At 66.9% G+C, this 16,362-nt stretch carries 14 protein-coding genes; 5 read left to right on the top strand and 9 right to left on the bottom strand.

Annotated elements, in window-relative coordinates:
- Window positions 1–360: 360 nt before the first annotated feature.
- Both phaP and DID99_RS09265 read right to left on the bottom strand, forming a co-directional pair.
- On the bottom strand, window positions 361–942 hold the full coding sequence (gene phaP, locus DID99_RS09270; protein WP_124486497.1) for a TIGR01841 family phasin: 582 nt from the start codon (window positions 940–942) through the stop codon (window positions 361–363).
- Window positions 943–1,402: 460 nt separating this feature from the next.
- Window positions 1,403–2,167 carry a ParA family protein gene (locus DID99_RS09265; protein ID WP_044847448.1) on the bottom strand — a complete coding sequence of 255 codons (765 nt, stop codon included), beginning with the start codon at window positions 2,165–2,167 and terminating at the stop codon, window positions 1,403–1,405.
- A gap of 240 nt (window positions 2,168–2,407) precedes the next feature.
- On the opposite strand from DID99_RS09265, the gene DID99_RS09260 reads away from it, so the two are divergent.
- A complete protein-coding gene (locus DID99_RS09260) occupies window positions 2,408–2,632 on the top strand; it encodes a hypothetical protein (RefSeq protein WP_044847449.1) in 225 nt (74 codons plus the stop codon).
- Window positions 2,633–3,090: 458 nt separating this feature from the next.
- Here DID99_RS09260 and DID99_RS09255 read toward each other — a convergent pair whose 3' ends face one another.
- Both DID99_RS09255 and DID99_RS09250 read right to left on the bottom strand, forming a co-directional pair.
- Complete coding sequence (locus DID99_RS09255) at window positions 3,091–3,639, bottom strand: single-stranded DNA-binding protein (RefSeq protein ID WP_124486498.1); 549 nt, start codon at window positions 3,637–3,639, stop codon at window positions 3,091–3,093.
- A 103-nt stretch (window positions 3,640–3,742) separates the two neighbouring features.
- Entirely contained in the window at window positions 3,743–4,930 is a 1,188-nt protein-coding gene (locus DID99_RS09250) for an MFS transporter (RefSeq protein ID WP_124666532.1), read from the bottom strand.
- Window positions 4,931–5,194: 264 nt separating this feature from the next.
- Here DID99_RS09250 and uvrA point away from each other — a divergent pair, with 264 nt between their 5' ends.
- Window positions 5,195–8,080: an excinuclease ABC subunit UvrA gene (gene uvrA, locus DID99_RS09240; protein ID WP_044847452.1), complete on the top strand. Its 2,886-nt coding sequence runs from the start codon at window positions 5,195–5,197 to the stop codon at window positions 8,078–8,080.
- A 255-nt stretch (window positions 8,081–8,335) separates the two neighbouring features.
- Entirely contained in the window at window positions 8,336–9,418 is a 1,083-nt protein-coding gene (locus DID99_RS09235) for an AI-2E family transporter (RefSeq protein ID WP_185640882.1), read from the top strand.
- Window positions 9,419–9,554: 136 nt separating this feature from the next.
- Here the strand turns inward: DID99_RS09235 and purU are convergent, their stop codons facing one another.
- The 5 genes from purU to DID99_RS09210 form a co-directional block, all read right to left on the bottom strand.
- The gene (gene purU / locus DID99_RS09230) at window positions 9,555–10,439 is read right to left on the bottom strand and encodes a formyltetrahydrofolate deformylase (protein WP_124486499.1); all 885 of its coding nucleotides are present in this window, start codon (window positions 10,437–10,439) and stop codon (window positions 9,555–9,557) included.
- A 115-nt stretch (window positions 10,440–10,554) separates the two neighbouring features.
- Window positions 10,555–11,412: an NUDIX hydrolase family protein gene (locus DID99_RS09225; protein WP_124666530.1), complete on the bottom strand. Its 858-nt coding sequence runs from the start codon at window positions 11,410–11,412 to the stop codon at window positions 10,555–10,557.
- A 5-nt stretch (window positions 11,413–11,417) separates the two neighbouring features.
- On the bottom strand, window positions 11,418–12,032 hold the full coding sequence (locus tag DID99_RS09220) for a LysE family translocator (RefSeq protein WP_124666529.1): 615 nt from the start codon (window positions 12,030–12,032) through the stop codon (window positions 11,418–11,420).
- Window positions 12,033–12,065: 33 nt separating this feature from the next.
- Entirely contained in the window at window positions 12,066–12,632 is a 567-nt protein-coding gene (locus DID99_RS09215) for an adenine phosphoribosyltransferase (RefSeq protein ID WP_124486502.1), read from the bottom strand.
- A gap of 78 nt (window positions 12,633–12,710) precedes the next feature.
- Window positions 12,711–14,717, bottom strand: a complete 2,007-nt coding sequence (locus DID99_RS09210; RefSeq protein ID WP_044847457.1) for a monovalent cation:proton antiporter family protein — start codon at window positions 14,715–14,717, stop codon at window positions 12,711–12,713.
- Window positions 14,718–14,842: 125 nt separating this feature from the next.
- Here DID99_RS09210 and kdsD point away from each other — a divergent pair, with 125 nt between their 5' ends.
- Both kdsD and DID99_RS09200 read left to right on the top strand, forming a co-directional pair.
- Window positions 14,843–15,826: an arabinose 5-phosphate isomerase KdsD gene (gene kdsD / locus DID99_RS09205; RefSeq protein WP_124486503.1), complete on the top strand. Its 984-nt coding sequence runs from the start codon at window positions 14,843–14,845 to the stop codon at window positions 15,824–15,826.
- Window positions 15,826–16,362, top strand: a complete 537-nt coding sequence (locus tag DID99_RS09200) for an HAD family hydrolase (protein ID WP_044847459.1) — start codon at window positions 15,826–15,828, stop codon at window positions 16,360–16,362. The genes kdsD and DID99_RS09200 overlap by 1 nt, the downstream gene beginning before the upstream one ends.

Here is a 16,362-nt window from a genome sequence, read left to right as displayed (position 1 = left end):
GCCGCGATCTTCGCGAGCGAGCCGCCGAATTTGCCGACCGCGGTCCGCGCGGCCGATACGATCACTACGTCCGTCATGTTTTGTTCCTGCATCGAAATCAGTGGGTCGATCCGTGTTGCATGCTGTATCGCGTGCCGGGGCCGGGCGGCACGGCGGCCGACGTCGGCGCTTGAGCGCCATACGACCCGCGATGCGGCTCAGGGCTCGCGCTTTCATGCGCGCCGCCCATTCGCCCGCTCCAGCCGGGCCCGGACACGTTGCGGCGAGCCGGACGCCGCCGGCCACCACGCGGCACACGCGGCGGCCGGCGCCCGCCGGCGCCGTTCGATCAATGGTGTCGCGCCTGCGCGCGACACGCGCTCATGCAGCCGATTCGCGCGAAGCGGCTTCCTTGCGTGCGGCAGCCGCCGTCTGCTTGGCACCGCGCGTCGCCGTTTCGCTGACCGCGTCGAAACCGCTTTGCGCGGCTTCGATTGCCTGCCCCGTCGCTGCGCGCACGGAGTCTGCCGCGGCAGTCGCCGCGGACAGCGCCGAATTCAGCGCGGCGACCACCGCGCCCGAACCGGCCGGCGCATGCTTCGTCAGCTCGCCGACCACCTCCTTCACGCGCTTGTCGGTCTGCTCGTATTGCGCCTGCGCGACCTTCGCCCACTCGGCCTGCGTCGACACCGCGATGTCGAACAGATGGCGACCGTACGCGACGGCCTTGCCGGCAGCTTCCTGCGGTGCGGCGACTTGCTGCGCGAAGCCCGCAGCCGGGTTGCTCGCGTTGAACGCGTTCTTCAGCTTGTCCTCGTATTCGTCGAGCGCCGTCTTGGCCGCTTGCAGGTTGAGTTCGACGACGGCCTCGAAACCATTGATTGCCGGACGCGCAATCGCGAACCAGGCGGCAATTCCGGACTGATAATCGGCGGCGAATTTTTCGGGGGCAAATACGGACATCGGGCACGCTCCTGTTAGCAATGCGAGAGACGAACGAAAAAAATGGAAGCCAGATCGAGGTCCGCTTCCTTATTCACAACCCGCAGGCACGATTGACCGCGGGGAGTTGAAGATTGCCATTCTAGATGGATTAATTGTCAATTAAATGGCATTAATAGTAGGTAAAAACCCTTATCGATCGGGTTGATCTCCTCGCATCTGCGCCCGCACACAATGGGGCCACGTCGCAACGCCTTGTCCCGAAATGATTTTTACTTTTTTACGGCATGGCGCACCGCGACGTCCGTAACATTTACCCCGTCATTATTCCGGTTATTTGAAAAACAGGTGCGCATTGGAAAATAGGGCAGATTCCCCTGTAATCGTTTTTCCAGATTTATTTTGAAATCGTTACCGGGATTATTAATGACGAATTCAATGATCGTATATAAACCGCCGGGCCGGGCCAGCGCCGACACTCTCACCCGACCAGTTCGCGATGCAGCGCGCGAAACTCCTGCGCGAGCTTGTGTGCCGGCTCGAGATGGATCACCGGCGTCGACTGCTGATGCGATTCGCGGATCTTCACCGATGCCGAGAGCCGCGACGCCAGCACCGGCAGCCCTTCCTCGACGAGTTCGTCGACCAGCCGCTGCGGCAGGCTCGCGCGCGGCTGGAACTGGTTGATGACGATCCCTTCGACCTCGAGCGCCGCGTTGTGGTCCTGCTGGATTTCCTTCACGTTCTCGAGCAGCGTGTACAGCGCGCGGCGCGAGAAGTCGTCGCAATCGAACGGAATCAGGCAGCGCTCGACCGCGATCAGCGCCGAGCGCGTGTAGAAGTTCAGTGCGGGCGGCGTGTCGATGTAGACGGCATCGTAGGTGTCGAGCTCGTTGAGCGCGTCGCGCAGCTTGTAGATCTTGTAGCGCGACTCGAGCTTGCCGTGCAGCGTGTCGAGGTCCGGATGCGCGGGCATCACGTCGAGCCCGTCGAACGGCGTCGGATGGATGAACGATGCGACGTCGACCGGCCGGAAGTTGAAGGTCAGCGCGGTCTCGAAGAATTCGGCGACGCCGGGATGCGCGTCGGTCGCCCGGTCGCCGAGCAGGTAGTGCGTGGAATTCGCCTGCGCGTCGAGGTCGATGACGAGCGTGCGCAGCCCTTCGCTCGCGCTGATCGCCGCCAGGTTGCAGACGATCGTCGACTTGCCCACCCCGCCCTTCTGGTTGAATACGACCCGCCGCATTGTGTCTCCTTCGATCGAAACGTCGAAAAATCGAGCTTAGCCGGTCAATCGTGGCGGCCGCGTGACATCGATCAGATACCCGAACCGCCCGGGAGATTTGCTGAGCGGCGCGACGAACGACTGGAAATCACCACGGAAGACGCGCGCACGACGAACGGGCACAAGGGCTAATGTTGCGACGCAACATCCGAACTGTTAAACTAGGGAAAACCCGTAGTTCAAGCTTGCGAAGGAGCAGTCGTGTACCCCGTATTTTCGTTCCTGATGGATCTGCTGCCGGGCCGCAGCGCGGCTTCGTTTTCGCCGTCGGCAAAGGTAAACCGTGTCACGTTCACGGGTGCCGTGGACCGCAGCGATGGCGTGATCCTGTCGATCAACGGTAGCGACGCGCTGGTCCGCTGGCCGAAGGGTGGAAAATCCGTCGAGCGCGTCAGCAATCTGGTCGCGATCGTCACGGAAGCGTAAGCGGTTCTGTTCTGCGGCGGCCACGGCGCCGCTCTTGTCATGGTCCGCACCGTCCGAAGCAGGCGACTCGGGCGTGAATGCCACGGCCCCCATGTCGGGAATGCGCCGTTGCAGTCTTCAGGAAACCTGCTCACCGGCGCGGTTGCGTCGGTTGAAGTTTGCGGTCGGCATGCTCGCCACGTAAGCACAACAGACGTCAGAGCCATCGCGCCCGCGACGACGAACGTCCGCTGACGGGGGAGTCCATTCTCAAGTCTCGCCCATCCGACGCGGCCGGCGCCAGCGGCTTCTCCCCGCCTTGCACGACGCCACCACGACGCTCCTCACGCCCGATCGGGCACGTTCCGCCCAAACCCCAAAAAACGCGTAGACGAAAAAAGGACCCGAAGATCCAGGCTGAACCAGTGATTCAGCGTGGAGATTCGGGCCCCTCTTTACATCGGGAACCGGCGTTCCGCTTAGAACGGAATATCGTCGTCCATCTCGTCGAAGCCGCCGCCTGCCGGCGCGCTCGGACGGCTCTGGCCGCCGCCTGCACCGCCGCGCGGCGCGCCGCCGGCACGACCGCCGCCGCCGCGTTCCATCTGTTCGCCGCCGCGGCCGCCGCCACCACCACCGTAGCCGCCGCCGTAACCGCCTTCGTCACCGCCGCCACCGCCGCCGCCCGAACCGCCGCGGCCGCCGAGCATCTGCATCTGGTCGGCGACGATTTCGGTCGAGTAGCGATCCTGGCCGTCCTGGCCCTGCCACTTGCGCGTGCGGATGCGGCCTTCGATATAGACCGACGAACCCTTCTTCAGGTACTCGCTGACGATTTCGGCGAGACGGCCGAAGAACGCGACGCGGTGCCACTCGGTCATTTCCTTGAAATCGCCGCTTGCCTTGTCCTTGTAGCGATCGGTCGTCGCGAGACGGATGTTCGCAACCGCGTCGCCGCTCGGCAGGTAACGGACTTCAGGATCGGCGCCGAGATTGCCGACGAGGATGACCTTGTTGACGGATGCCATGTGTTTCTCCAGTAAATTCGATGCCGGGCCGCCCGCGAATGTCGTCGGAGCGGCCCGCCGGGCAAGCCGGCGAGCGCCGCCGGTGCCTGCCCGAAAAGAAGGTTCAGGCCTTGCGCGGCGGCGCTTTCATGCTGGCCGCGATTATAAGCCACGCCGCCACGAGCCCCGAGCACGCGTAGAAGACGGTGTTCGCGCCGCCGTGCTTCAGCAGCCAGCCGCCCACGATGCCGCCGAGCGCGAGCCCGATCGATTGCGTGGTGTTGTAGACGCCCGTGGCCGCGCCCTTGCGCGAACCGGGCGCGAGCTTCGACACGAGCGACGGCTGCGACGCTTCCAGGATGTTGAAACCCAGGAAGTACACGAACAGGATCGCCGCCACAATCAGGATGGTATGCGGAGCGCTGCCGAGCAACAATTGGCCGATCAGGATAGCCAGAATGCCACCGAGCAGCACCGGCTTCATCTTGCCCCGTTTTTCCGCGACGATGATCGCCGGGACCATCATCACGAACGCGAGCCCCATCACCGGCAGGTAGACCTTCCAGTGCGCGGCGACCGGCAGCCCGCCGTCGACCAAGAGGCGCGGCACGACGAGGAACAGCGCCGTCTGCGTCGCGTGCAGCACGAGCACGCCGAAGTTCAGGCGCAGCAGCTCGCCGTTGTGCAGCACCTCGCCGAACGGCGCCGGCACGTGCACGGGCTTCGCCGCGTCGGGCACGATCCACACGACGACCCCGATCGCGAGGATCGACAGCACGCCGACGATCGCGAACAGCCCGCTCATCCCGACCCAGTGGAACACGATCGGCGCGCCGACGATCGCGACCGCGAACGACACGCCGATCGAGCCGCCGACCATCGCCATCGCCTTCGTGCGGTTCTGCTCGGAGGTCAGGTCGGCGATGAACGCGAGCACCGCGGACGACACGGCGCCCATCCCCTGGATCACGCGGCCGACGATGATCCACGTGATGTCGTGCGCGAACGCGGCGACAAAGCTGCCGAGCGCGAAGATCAGCAGGCCGGTGGCGATCACGGGCTTGCGGCCGAACTTGTCCGACGCCCACCCGTAGAAGATGTACAGCAGCGACTGCGTGACGCCGTACGCCCCGAGCGCGATGCCGACGAGCAGCACGTTGTCGCCGCCCGGGATGGTTTTCGCGTAGACCGAGAACACCGGCATGATCATGAACAGGCCGAGCATGCGCAGCGCGAAGATCGCCGCGAGCGACGTGGTCGCGCGCAGTTCGGGCGCACTCATGCGGGAAGACGTGGCGGACGGATGGGACATCGGGAATGAATTTCGAATGATCGGAATGTCCGCCCGGCGGCGGGCGGCGGAAGATCAGGGCCACCGGCCCGGCAGGCCTGGCTGGCGCTTTCCGGGACGTCGGGCAGGCAGCCTGCGGGGCCGCCTCGCGCCGTGCGGCGCGGCCGCCTCCCCGGCGTGGACACCGCCTTGCTGCCAGCTGCTGCAAAGGCTGGGGGCCCCCAACGACGGCCTCGAAAAGCCGTTATAGTAGCAGGTTTGGTTCCCTCCATTTTCGCCAGGTTCATGGAACAGATCCGTATCCGTGGGGCACGCACCCACAACCTGAAAAACGTCAATCTCGACCTGCCGCGCCACAAGCTGATCGTGATTACCGGGTTGTCCGGGTCGGGCAAGTCGTCGCTCGCGTTCGACACCCTTTATGCCGAAGGCCAGCGCCGCTACGTCGAGAGCCTGTCCGCGTACGCCCGCCAGTTCCTGCAGCTGATGGAGAAACCCGACGTCGACCTGATCGAGGGCCTGTCGCCCGCGATCTCGATCGAGCAGAAGGCGACGTCCCACAACCCGCGTTCGACCGTCGGCACGGTCACCGAAATCCACGACTACCTGCGACTTTTGTTCGCACGGGTCGGCACGCCGTACTGCCCCGACCACGACATCCCGCTCGAGGCGCAGAGCGTGTCGCAGATGGTCGACGCGGCGCTCGCGCTGCCCGAGGAAACCAAGCTGATGATCCTCGCGCCGGTCGTCGCGAACCGCAAGGGCGAGCACGCCGAGCTGTTCGAGGACATGCAGGCGCAGGGCTTCGTGCGCTTTCGCGTGCGCTCGGGCGGCGGCACCGCGAACGAAGGCGTCGCGAAGATCTACGAGGTCGAGTCGCTGCCGAAGCTCAAGAAGAACGACAAGCACACGATCGACGTCGTCGTCGATCGTCTCAAGGTGCGGCCGGACATGAAGCAGCGCCTCGCGGAATCGTTCGAGACCGCGCTGCGCCTCGCCGACGGCCGCGCGATCGCGCTGGAGATGGATACCGACCACGAACACCTGTTCAGCTCGAAGTTCGCGTGCCCGATCTGCTCGTACTCACTGCAGGAACTCGAGCCGCGCCTGTTCTCGTTCAACAACCCGATGGGCGCGTGCCCGGAATGCGACGGCCTCGGCCAGATCACGTTCTTCGACCCGAAGCGGGTCGTCGCGCACCCGTCGCTGTCGCTCGCCGCGGGCGCCGTGAAGGGCTGGGATCGCCGCAACCAGTTCTACTTCCAGATGCTGCAGAGCCTCGCGGCGTTCTACGAATTCGACATCGACGCCGCGTTCGAGGACCTGCCGGAAAAGATCCGCAAGGTGCTGCTGTTCGGCTCGGGCAAGCAGACGATCCCGTTCTCGTACATCAACGAGCGCGGCCGCACGACGATCCGCGAGCACGTGTTCGAAGGGATCATCCCGAACCTCGAGCGCCGCTACCGCGAGACCGATTCGGTCGCGGTGCGCGAAGAGCTCGCGAAATACCAGAACAACCAGCCGTGCCCGTCGTGCGACGGCACGCGGCTGCGCCGCGAGGCGCGCCACGTGCGGGTCGGCACCGGCGACTACGCGCGCGGCATCTATGAAATCAGCGGCTGGCCGCTGCGCGACGCGCTCGGCTATTTCGACGGCCTGTCGCTTGACGGCGCGAAGCGCGAGATCGCCGACAAGGTGATCAAGGAAATCGTCGCGCGCCTGACCTTCCTGAACAACGTCGGCCTCGACTACCTGTCGCTCGAGCGCAGCGCTGAAACGCTGTCCGGCGGCGAGGCGCAGCGGATCCGGCTCGCGTCGCAGATCGGCTCGGGCCTGACCGGCGTGATGTACGTGCTCGACGAGCCGTCGATCGGCCTGCACCAGCGCGACAACGACCGCCTGATCGCGACGCTCAAGCACCTGCGCGACCTCGGCAACTCGGTGATCGTCGTCGAGCACGACGAGGACATGATCCGCACGGCCGACTACGTCGTCGACATGGGCCCGGGCGCCGGCGAGCACGGCGGCGTGATCGTGGCCGAAGGCACGCCGAAGCAGGTGCAGTCGAACCCGCAGTCGCTGACGGGCCAGTATCTGGTCGGCAAGCGCACGATCGAATACCCGGACGAGCGGCTCGCGCCCGACCCCGAGCGGATGCTGCGCATCGTCGACGCGCACGGCAACAACCTGAAGCACGTCGATCTCGAACTGCCGGTCGGCCTGCTGACCTGCATCACCGGCGTGTCGGGCTCCGGCAAGTCGACGCTGATCAACGACACGCTGTATCACGCGGTCGCGCGCCACCTGTACGGCTCGTCGGCCGAGCCGGCGCCGCACGAGGCGATCGAGGGCCTCGAGCACTTCGACAAGGTGATCAACGTCGACCAGTCGCCGATCGGCCGCACGCCGCGCTCGAACCCGGCCACCTACACGGGCCTGTTCACGCCGATCCGCGAGCTGTTCTCGGGCGTGCCGACCGCGAAGGAGCGCGGCTACGATCCGGGCCGCTTCTCGTTCAACGTGAAGGGCGGCCGCTGCGAGTCGTGCCAGGGCGACGGCGTGCTGAAGGTCGAGATGCACTTCCTGCCGGACGTCTACGTGCCGTGCGACGTGTGCCACGGCAAGCGCTACAACCGCGAAACGCTCGAAGTGCAGTACAAGGGCAAGAACATCAGCGAAGTGCTCGACATGACGGTCGAGCACGCGTACGAATTCTTCAGCGCGGTGCCGGTGATCGCCCGCAAGCTGAAGACGCTGCTCGACGTCGGCCTCGGCTACATCCGCCTCGGCCAGTCGGCCACGACGCTGTCGGGCGGCGAGGCGCAGCGCGTGAAGCTGTCGCTGGAGCTGTCGAAGCGCGACACGGGTCGCACGCTGTACATCCTCGACGAGCCGACCACCGGCCTGCACTTCCACGACATCGCGCTGCTGCTCGAGGTGATCCACCGGCTGCGCGACCAGGGCAACACGGTCGTGATCATCGAGCACAACCTCGACGTGATCAAGACGGCCGACTGGGTGATCGACCTCGGCCCCGAAGGCGGGGCCGGCGGCGGCCAGATCATCGCGCAGGGCACGCCCGAGCAGGTCGCGAAGACCAAGGCGAGCTTCACCGGCAAGTACCTCGCGCCGCTGCTCAAGCGTCCGGCCCGCAAGGCGGCGGCCGGCTGACACTTTCCGTTCCCGCGCGCGGCTGCCCGGCCGCGCGCGCCCGGCAGCGGGGCGGCGCCGACCTCCTCGTTTTCCCTTCTGCGGTTTTCCCCTCTGCGTTTACACCACGAGCCAAACAGCCCCGTGGCGGACCATAATGGCAGCTATACTTTACGGTCGTAAGGTTCGCCATCCGCACCAATCCGGTGCGGCGCCGGGCGATCGCCGCCGTGTCGCCCACCGCGCGGCACGGCACACGAACGACAGGAATCCATGATGGAGAAGCAACAAGAGTCGCGCGACGCGCAGAACCGCGAGCCGCACCTGCGCAGCGTGCGGCTGACGAGCGACTTCAGCCTGCCGAAGCTGTCGGCGATCGAGATCGGCAGCTACCTGTTCGCCCTCGTCGCGATGGTGCTCGTCATCGAACTCAAGCTGCTGGGCGGGCTGCTGGCCGGCATGCTGGTCTATCAGCTGATCCACACGATCGCCCCGGTGATCGAACGCCACACCACGAGCATGCGCGCGCGCTGGGTCGCCGTCGTGCTGCTGTCGATCGCGATCGTCGGCGGGCTCACGGGCCTGACGATCGGCATCATCGAGCACTTCGAGCACACGGTGCCGAACCTGCAGAGCCTTCTTGGCCAGCTGATGCAGATCGTCGAGCAGACGCGCGCCCGCACGCCGGCCTGGATCGCGAACCTGCTGCCGGTCGACGTCGAACAGATGAAGACCAAGGCGGCGCTGCTGATGCACTCGCACATGGACCAGCTCCAGCAAGGCGGCAAGAGCGTCGCGCGCGGCTTCGGCCACGTGGTGTTCGGGATGATCATCGGCGCGATGATCGCGATCGGCGTCGAGCACGGCAAGGTGCGTCGGCCGCTGTCGACCGCGCTCGTCACGCGCGTGTCGCGCTTCGCCGAATCGTTCCGCCGGATCGTGTTCGCGCAGATCAAGATCTCGGCGATCAACGCGACCTTTACCGGCATCTACCTGCTCGTCGCGCTGCCGATCTTCCACCAGCGGCTGCCGCTGTCGAAAACACTGGTGCTCGTCACGTTCATCGTCGGCCTGCTGCCGGTGATCGGCAACCTGATCTCGAACACGCTGATCGTCGCGGTGTCGCTGTCGGTCAGCATGGGCACCGCGATCGCGTCGCTCGCGTTCCTCGTCGTGATCCACAAGCTCGAGTACTTCCTGAACGCAAAGATCATCGGCGGCCAGATCGAGTCGCGCGCGTGGGAGCTGCTGCTCGCGATGCTGATCATGGAAGCCGCGTTCGGGCTGCCGGGCGTGATCGCCGCGCCGATCTTCTATGCGTACATGAAGCGCGAGCTATACATGCTGCGGCTGATCTGACGCGCCGTACCCGACGCAACCCGATCCCCGCGCATCACGCGAAAAAAACGCCGCGCCCCGTCAAGGGCGCGGCGTTCTTGTTTGCGGCAACCGACGGCCTGCGCAGGCCGGCCGGCGCGCATCACCGATCAGCCGATCAGCGGAACACGACGGTCTTCGTCCCGTTCAGCACGATCCGGTGCTCGACGTGCCACTTCACCGCACGCGCGAGCGTCACGCACTCGACGTCGCGGCCGATCGCGGTGAGCTGGTCGGGCGTCATGCTGTGGTCGACGCGCTCGACTTCCTGCTCGATGATCGGGCCTTCGTCGAGGTCGGTCGTTACGTAGTGCGCGGTCGCGCCGATCAGCTTCACGCCGCGGTCGAACGCCTGGTAGTACGGCTTCGCGCCCTTGAAGCTCGGCAGGAACGAATGGTGGATGTTGATCGCGCGGCCGGCGAGCTGCTGGCACATGTTCGGCGACAGGATCTGCATGTAGCGCGCGAGCACGACGAGATCGGCCTGGTGTTCGTCGATCACTTCCAGCACCCGCGCTTCCTGCGCGGCCTTCGCCGCATCGGACGAACCGCCGACGAGCGGGAAATGATGGAACGGGATGTTGTAGCTGGCGGCGAGCTGGTAGAACTCCTTGTGGTTCGACACGATCGCCGGAATCTCGATCGGCAGCTGGCCGGTGCGGTAGCGGAACAGCAGGTCGTTCAGGCAGTGGCCGATCTTCGACACCATGATCACGACGCGCGGCTTCACGGCCGCGTCGTGCATTTCCCAGCGCATCCCGAACTGCTCGGCGAGCGGCGCGAATTCCTCGCGCAGCGTGTCGAGCGCCGACGCGGCATCCGCGCCCTCGCCGTCCTGCACGAAGTGCACGCGCATGAAGAACTCGCCGGTGCGGCTGTCGCCGAACTGCGCCGAATCGAGGATGTTGTTGGCGCGCTCGAACAGGAAGCCCGAGACCGCGTGGACGATGCCATGCCGGTCGGGGCACGACAGTTTCAAGATAAAGCTGTGATCGGTCGACATGACCGCTACTCCCTTCGTTTCGGTATTCGTCAAATAGGCCGTTCGTCCGGCCTCACCCTGGGGCCCAAGCCCGGGCAGGCAGGCGGCGCCTTCAGGTGGCTCGCCAGGTGGCGCGTCAGGCGGCCGGCGCGAACAGCGCGTCGATGCCCGCGGCGTCCGCCGCCGATAGCCAGCGGTGGCGCAGCAGCGTGTCGAGCATCGCGAGGCTCGCATCCATCGTCGCGCGGCCTTCGCGCAGCCAGCCGATCACCTCGGGCACGCCGGCCAGCAGGTGCTCGGCCACTTCGCCGTCCTGGTTGTGCGGCGCGAAGTCGCGCGGCAGCGGCAGGTCGTACACGAAGATCAGTTCGGACTGCGTGCCTTCCGGCAGCGAACACAGTACCTGCACCGCGCGGCCCGCGATCGCGCGTGCCGCCAGTTCGGCCAGCATGCCGGCCTCTTCCCAGCATTCCTTCGTGAGCGTCTCGTGAACGCCCAGGCCCCAGCCGATGCCGCCCGCGACGACGTTGTCGAGCATGCCGGGGTCGGTGGCCTTGGTCGCGCTGCGGCGGCCGAGCCACATCTGCGGCGCGGCGGGCGAACCCGGCGCAGCCGCATATTCTACGATGCCGTTCAGGTGCACCGCATAAGTCTGCGTGCCGAAGAAGCGCGACGCGGCGCGCTCGATGTACGCGAGCGGCGGATCGTCGAAGCGGTTGCGGATAGCATAGATCTCGTCGCGCCAGCCGGGAATCGCGCCTTCGGCCGCCAGCGCGCCGATCGCGCTCGCGAGCGCCATGCTGCGCGCGTCGACCGTGTCATAGCGCGCCGACAGCACGACGCGCGCGTCCGTCAGCTCGAACACGTCGGGCCAGCGCGCGAGCTTCGCGATGTCCTGGCGCCGCACCCAGCCCACGGCCACGCCGGCGATCTCGAAACGCAGGTGCGCGGCCGGATCGAAGCGGCGCGCGGCCGCAATGCACGGAAACGTCATCGGGCTCAGTCCTTCAGCGCGACGCGGATGCCGATCGCGATGAAGGTCGCGCCGGCGATCCGGTCGAGCCACACACCGGCCTTCGGGCGGCGCTTCAGCCATGTGCCGATCGCGCCCGCGCCGACGCCGAACAGCGAGAAGATCGCGGCCGTCTGCAGCATGAACAGCGCGCCGAGCTCAAACATCTGCAGCGTCACGCCCTGCACGCCGTGCTGATCGACGAACTGCGGCAAGAACACGACGAAGAACAACGTGACCTTCGGGTTCATCAGGTTGCCGATCACGCTCTGCCGGAAGATCGCGCCAAGCGGCTGCGGCGGGCGCGCGTGCGCGTTCGCGAGGCCCTGGCTGCGCAGCGCCTTGATGCCGATCCACACGAGGTACGCGGCGCCCGCGAGCTTCAGCGTCTGGAACGCGACCGGCGACGAGCGCAGCACCGCCGCGACGCCGAGCGCCGCGAGCGTCGTATGGAACAGGATTCCGGCCGTAAAGCCGAGCGCGGCGACGAAGCCGGCCGCGCGGCCCTGCGAGATGCCGCGCGCGAGCACCTGCAGGTTGTCGGGACCCGGCGCGAACGTGATCGCGATCGACGTGGCGAGAAACAGCATGAAGTTGGGCATCGTGACCTCGCGGCGTGGGCCGGCTCCAGTGGTTCAGTGGCCGGCGAATTCGGTGACGGTATAGACGGGCAGCCCCGCGTTGCGCAGCAGCGTCGAGCCGCCGAGATCGGGCAGGTCGATGATCGCCGCGCCTTCGACGACGACCGCGCCGAGCCGCTGCAGCAGGTTGCGCCCCGCCATCATCGTGCCGCCGGTCGCGATCAGGTCGTCCATGATGATCACGCGGTCGCCGGGGCGGCACGCGTCTTCATGGATCTCGACGGTCGCGCTGCCGTATTCGAGGTCGTACGATTCCGAGCGCGTCTTGTACGGCAGCTTGCCGAGCTTGCGGATCGGCACGAAGCCGACGCTCAGCTCGTACGCGACGATCGGCGCGATGATGAAGCCGCGCGCGTCGAGCCCCGCGACGTAGTCGAGCTTCGCATCGACATAGCGTTCGACGAACAGGTCGACGAGGATGCGCAGCGCCTTCGGGCTCTGCAGCAGCGTCGTGATGTCGCGGAACTGCACGCCCGGCTGCGGCCAGTCGGGCACGGTGCGGATCTGGCTGTGGATGAAGGCGACCGGATCGAGCGGTGCGCCCGGCGACGAATGCGGCATGAAACTCTCCGAAAAAAACGGTGCGCGAAGATCGGGCACCGTTTCGAATAAATACGGGTCAGGTTATCGAAGCGCGACTCAGGCGAGCGCGGCCGGCGGCTCGCGCCGATGCCGCGACAGCCGTTCCTCCGCGAGCGCGAGCGCTTCGGGCAGCCCGCGCAGCACGACGATGTCGCTCGCGCGCAGCTTGGTCTGCGGGTCGGGTTCGACGCCGCGGATGCCGTGCCGGCGGATCGCCGTGACTTCCAGCCCGAGCGCATACAGCCCGAGCTCCTCCAGCGAGCGCCCGACCGCATCCGCGCGCGCGTCGACCGGCACCGATTGTAGCCGCACCTGCTCGTGATCGTCGTCGTCCGTGTCGTCGGCGCCGCGGAAATAGCCGCGCAGCAGGCTGTAGCGCTCGTCGCGCATCTCCTCGACGCGCCGCACGACCTTGCGCATCGGCACGCCGACCAGCACCAGCGTGTGCGACGCGAGCATCAGGCTGCCCTCGACGATCTCCGGAATCACCTCGGTCGCGCCCGCCGCGAGCAGCTTCTCGAGATCGGCATCGTCGACCGTGCGCACGATCGCCGGCAGCGTCGGCTCCAGCTCGTGCACGTGGTGCAGCACGCGCAGCGCCGACGGCGTGTTCGCATACGTGATCGCGACGGCCGCCGCGCGATGAATACCGGCCGCGAGCAGCGACTCGCGGCGCGCCGCGTCGCCGAACACGACCGATTCGCCGGCCGTCGCGGCCGCGCTCACGCGATCGGGGTCGAGGTCGAGCGCGACATACGAAATACCTTCCTGCTCGAGCATGCGCGCGAGGTTCTGCCCGGCGCGGCCGTAGCCGCAGATGATCACGTGGCCACGCTGCTTGAGGCTTTGCGTCGCGATCCGCGTCATCTGCAGCGACTGCTGCATCCATTCCGTCGACGACAGCCGCATCACGATCCGGTCGGCGTTCTGGATCAGGAACGGCGCGGCGAGCATCGACAGCAGCATCGACGCGAGGATCGCCTGCAGCAGAGTCGAATCGACGAGATGCCGGTCGAGGATCAGGTTCAGCAGCACGAAGCCGAATTCGCCGGCCTGCGCGAGGCCGATGCCGGTGCGCATCGCGACGCCCGGCGTCGCGCCGAACAGCCGCGCGAGCCCGGCGATCATCGTCCCCTTGAACAGGATCTGCCCGACGAAGAAGCCGAGCACCAGCAACGGATGCTCCCAGATCACGCGCGGATCGAGCAGCATCCCGGTCGTCACGAAGAACAGGCCGAGCAGCACGTCGCGGAACGGCTTGATGTCCTCTTCCACCTGATGGCGGAATGGCGTCTCGGAGATCAGCATCCCCGCGATGAACGCGCCGAGCGCGAGCGACAGGCCGAAGCGGTCGGTGATGAACGCGGCGCCGAGCGTGACGAGCAGCAGGTTCAGCACGAACAGTTCCTGCGAGCGGCGCCGCGCGACGACGTTGAGCCAGCGCGTCATGAAACGCTGGCCGACGATCAGCAGCAGCGCGAGCGCGATCACGATCTTGACGGCCGCGAACCCGAGCGTGAGCGCGAGATCCTTCGACGACTCGGCGCCGAACGCGGCGATCACGATCAGCAGCGGCACCACCGCGAGATCCTGGAACAGCAGCACGCCGAAGATGTTGCGACCGTGCGCGGTCTCGATCTCGAGCCGCTCGGCGAGCATCTTCGACACGATCGCCGTCGACGACATCGCGAGCGCGCCGCCGAGCGCGACGCTGCCCTGCCACGTGATGTGCACCCAGCGCTCGAACAACGCGCCGAGCACGACCGCGAGCGCGAGGGTCGCGACCACCTGCAGCAGCCCGAGCCCGAACACGAGCCGCTGCATCGCCCGCAGCTTCGCGAGCGAGAATTCGAGGCCGATCGAGAACATCAGGAACACCACGCCGAATTCCGCGAGATGCTCGGCCCGTTCGAGGTCCGCGGCGATGCCGAACGCGTGCGGGCCGACCAGGATGCCGACGGTCAGGTAGCCGAGCATCGGCGGCAGGTTCAGCGAGCGAAATACGACGACGCCCACTACCGAGGCCAGCAGCAGCAGCAGGGTCATTTCGAGCGGGGAAATCACGGGCGAAGCGTCCTCGTTCGTCGGGGCCACGGCAAGGCGGGCGCGGGTGGTGGCGGTAGGCAAGCGGCATCGGACGAGTCCGAAGGCGCGGCGCGGCGAACAAACGCCTTTGCTATACTCCGCGCATGATAGCGAAAATCAATGATGATCGGGCGCTCGCGCTCGCCCGCGACGTGCTCGACATCGAGGCGGACGCCGTGCGCGCGCTGCGCGACCAGCTCGACGGCGACTTCGTTCAGGCCGTCGCGCTGCTGCTCGGCTGCCGCGGCCGCGTCGTGGTATCCGGCATCGGCAAATCGGGGCATATCGCCCGCAAGATCGCGGCCACGCTCGCCAGCACCGGCACGCCGGCCTTCTTCGTCCACCCGGCCGAGGCCAGCCACGGCGACCTCGGCATGGTCACGTCGGACGACGTCTTCATCGGCATCTCCTATTCCGGCGAATCGGAAGAACTCGTCGCGATCCTGCCGCTCGTGAAGCGGATCGGCGCGAAGCTGATCGCGATCACGGGTCGTGCGGAATCGAGCCTCGGCACGCTCGCCGACGTGAACCTGAACGCCGCGGTGTCGAAGGAAGCCTGCCCGCTGAACCTCGCCCCCACCGCGAGCACGACTGCCGCGCTCGCGCTCGGCGACGCGCTCGCCGTCGCGGTGCTCGACGCGCGCGGCTTCGGTTCCGAGGATTTCGCGCGCTCGCATCCGGGCGGCGCGCTCGGCCGGCGCCTGCTCACCCACGTGCGCGACGTGATGCGCTCGGGCGACGACGTGCCGCGCGTCGGGCTCGACGCGACGCTGTCGGACGCCCTGTTCCAGATCACCGCGAAGCGGCTGGGCATGACCGCCGTGGTCGGGCCCGACGGCCGCGTGGCCGGCATCTTCACCGACGGCGACCTGCGCCGTGTGCTCGCGCGCGACGGCGATTTCCGCACGCTGCCGATCGTCGACGTGATGACGCGCGAGCCGCGCACGATCGGCCCCGACCATCTCGCGGTCGAGGCCGTGGAACTGATGGAGCGCCACCGGATCAACCAGATGCTGGTGGTCGATGCCGACGGCGCGCTGATCGGCGCGCTGAACATGCACGACCTGTTTTCGAAGAAGGTGATCTGATGAGCGCAGCGCTGACTGCGGCCGAACGCGCGAGCCGCGTGAAGCTGATGATTTTCGACGTCGACGGCGTGCTGACCGACGGCGGGCTGCTGTTTACCGCGGCCGGCGACGCGATGAAGTCGTTCAATTCGCTCGATGGCCACGGCGTGAAGCTGCTCGGCGAGGCCGGCATCGCGACCGCGATCATCACCGGCCGCCGCTCGGAAATCGTCGCGGCGCGCGCGAAGGAAATGAAGATCGCGCACCTGTTCCAGGGCGTCGAGAACAAGCTCGCCGTGTTCGCCGACCTGATCGCATCGCTCGGCATCACCGCCGACGCCTGCGGCTACATGGGCGACGACTGGCCCGACCTGCCGGTGATGCTGCGCTGCGGCTTCGCGACGGCACCGGCCAACGCGCACCCCGAGGTGATCGCGCGTGCGCACTGGGTGGCCGAGGCCCGCGGGGGCCACGGCGCGGTGCGCGAGGTCTGCGACGCGATCCTGCGCGCGCAGCGCCGCTACGACGCGCTGCTCGCGGCTGCCTGCGGAGCCTGA

This window comes from Burkholderia sp. Bp8986 (genome assembly GCF_003854225.1).
Lineage (GTDB): Bacteria > Pseudomonadota > Gammaproteobacteria > Burkholderiales > Burkholderiaceae > Burkholderia.
This window is presented reverse-complemented; position numbering and strand designations above follow the sequence as displayed.

Coding starts and splice junctions, on each gene's coding strand:
- purU (WP_124486499.1), bottom strand. CDS start 10,439: ATGTCGACCGATCACAGCTTTATCTTGAAACTGTCGTGCCCCGACCGG.
- DID99_RS09265 (WP_044847448.1), bottom strand. CDS start 2,167: ATGCGGCGGGTCGTATTCAACCAGAAGGGCGGGGTGGGCAAGTCGACG.
- phaP (WP_124486497.1), bottom strand. CDS start 942: ATGTCCGTATTTGCCCCCGAAAAATTCGCCGCCGATTATCAGTCCGGA.
- kdsD (WP_124486503.1), top strand. CDS start 14,843: ATGATAGCGAAAATCAATGATGATCGGGCGCTCGCGCTCGCCCGCGAC.
- DID99_RS09200 (WP_044847459.1), top strand. CDS start 15,826: ATGAGCGCAGCGCTGACTGCGGCCGAACGCGCGAGCCGCGTGAAGCTG.
- DID99_RS09255 (WP_124486498.1), bottom strand. CDS start 3,639: ATGGCATCCGTCAACAAGGTCATCCTCGTCGGCAATCTCGGCGCCGAT.
- DID99_RS09250 (WP_124666532.1), bottom strand. CDS start 4,930: ATGTCCCATCCGTCCGCCACGTCTTCCCGCATGAGTGCGCCCGAACTG.
- DID99_RS09225 (WP_124666530.1), bottom strand. CDS start 11,412: ATGACGTTTCCGTGCATTGCGGCCGCGCGCCGCTTCGATCCGGCCGCG.
- DID99_RS09235 (WP_185640882.1), top strand. CDS start 8,336: ATGGAGAAGCAACAAGAGTCGCGCGACGCGCAGAACCGCGAGCCGCAC.
- uvrA (WP_044847452.1), top strand. CDS start 5,195: ATGGAACAGATCCGTATCCGTGGGGCACGCACCCACAACCTGAAAAAC.
- DID99_RS09220 (WP_124666529.1), bottom strand. CDS start 12,032: ATGCCCAACTTCATGCTGTTTCTCGCCACGTCGATCGCGATCACGTTC.
- DID99_RS09215 (WP_124486502.1), bottom strand. CDS start 12,632: ATGCCGCATTCGTCGCCGGGCGCACCGCTCGATCCGGTCGCCTTCATC.